General features: G+C 72.5%; 1 protein-coding gene and 1 pseudogene. Both read left to right on the plus strand.

What is annotated here, in order from left to right; translation table 11 throughout:
- Positions 1-260: pseudogene (locus tag DSY14_RS27720) on the plus strand (hydantoinase/oxoprolinase family protein); the annotation flags it as partial.
- Positions 257-1,685 (plus strand): hydantoinase B/oxoprolinase family protein (locus DSY14_RS27725; protein WP_211719552.1); only part of this gene is annotated, 1,429 nt, incomplete at its 3' end. The pseudogene DSY14_RS27720 and the gene DSY14_RS27725, both read left to right, overlap by 4 nt.

Here is a 1,685-nt window from a genome sequence, read left to right on the forward strand (position 1 = left end):
CGCCCCGCCCCGACCCCGGAGGCGACCGGATCGCCCCCGCCACGGGCGAGGTCGAGCCGCGCTCCCACCGCACGGTCACCGTGCACGGCCGGGACGTGCGGGCCGCCGTCCACGACCGTGACGCGCTCGGCGCCGGCCACCGCCTGTCCGGGCCGGCCGTGATCGTCCAGGACGACAGCACCGTCCTCGTCCCACCCGGATGGTCGGCCGAGGTCGACCCCTCCGGTCACCTGCGCCTGCGCCTGAGGAGTCGCTCATGAAACTGCCGCCGATCACCCTGGAGATCATCGGTAACAAGCTCACGGCGCTCGCCGAGGAGATGTGCCTGACCCTCCAACGCACCAGCCGCTCGCTGTACGTTAAGGAGACCGCCGACTTCTGCTGCGCGCTCGCCGGACCCGACGGTCGCTTCTCCGCCTACCCGCGGGGCATCGGCGTCTCGGGTTTCGTCGGACTGGACCTGACCGCCGCGATCGAGGCCGCCGGTCCGCTGGAGGACGGTGACGTCATCGTCACCAACGACCCTTACCGCTCCGGTGGTCTGGCCACGCACCTCACCGACATCCAGCTCATCCGCCCCTACTTCCACGACGGCGCGGTCATCGGCTACGGATGGGCGTTCATCCACTGCTCCGACATCGGCGGGCGGGTGCCCAGCAGCCTCTCGCCCACCAACCACGAGATCTACCAGGAGGGGTTGCAGATCCCCCCGGTCAAGCTCGTGCGGGCGGGCGAGCGCTCCCGTGACGTCACCGCGTTCCTGGCGGCCAACAGCCGTTCTCCGGAGGCCAACGAGGGCGACCTCCAGGCGATGCTCGCCGCGCTGCGGACCGGAGGCGAGCGTCTGGCGGCGGCGGTGTCCGCGCACGGTGCCGCCGACATCCTGGCCGCCCACGGCGACCTCGTCGAGTACACCGCGCTACGGGCGCGCGCCGCGCTGTCCCGACTGCGCGAGGGTACGTACCGTTTCACCGACTACCTCGACGACGACGCGGTCACCCCGGTGCCCGTGCGCGTCAGCGTCGCGGTGACGGTCGAGCCCGACCGCCTCCACCTGGACTTCACCGGTTCCGATCCGCAGGTCGAGGCGGCCTTCAACATCGCCAGCCACGGCACCGCCCACGCGTGGATCACCACTCGGGTCCTGGCGCTGATCTGCACGTTGGACCCCGAGGCCCCGCTCAACGCCGGGCTCATCGCCCCGGTCGAGGTCACCGCCCCCGAGGGGTCGGTGGTCAACGCGAGCCACCCGGCCGCGGTCGGCATCCGGCACGCCACCGCCTCCCGGGTCAACGACGCGCTCGGCGGGGCCCTCGGCCTGGCCGCCCCGGACGTCATGCCGGCGGCCAGCAGCGGCCTGGTGGTCCCGGTCGTGGTCGCCGAACGGTATGCGGGCGGGCAGAACGTCCAGGTCCTCGAACCGATGGTGGGCGGCACCGGCGCACGCGCGGGCGCCGACGGTGTGGACGGTCGCGACAGCGGCATCTCCAACCTCTCCAACAACCCGGTGGAGACCGTCGAGACCGAGATCGGCGTGGAGATCCTCCGCTACGGTCTGCGTCCGGACTCCGGCGGGGCCGGACGTCGGCGCGGCGGCAGCGGCCTCGAACTGTCCTTCCGTGTCACCCGCGAAGACTCGCGCCTGCTGGCCCGCGGGCTGGAACGCCTGCGGTTCCGTCCTTGGG

Origin of the sequence: Nocardiopsis sp. MG754419, from assembly GCF_018207095.1 — a bacterium.
Lineage (GTDB): Bacteria > Actinomycetota > Actinomycetes > Streptosporangiales > Streptosporangiaceae > Nocardiopsis.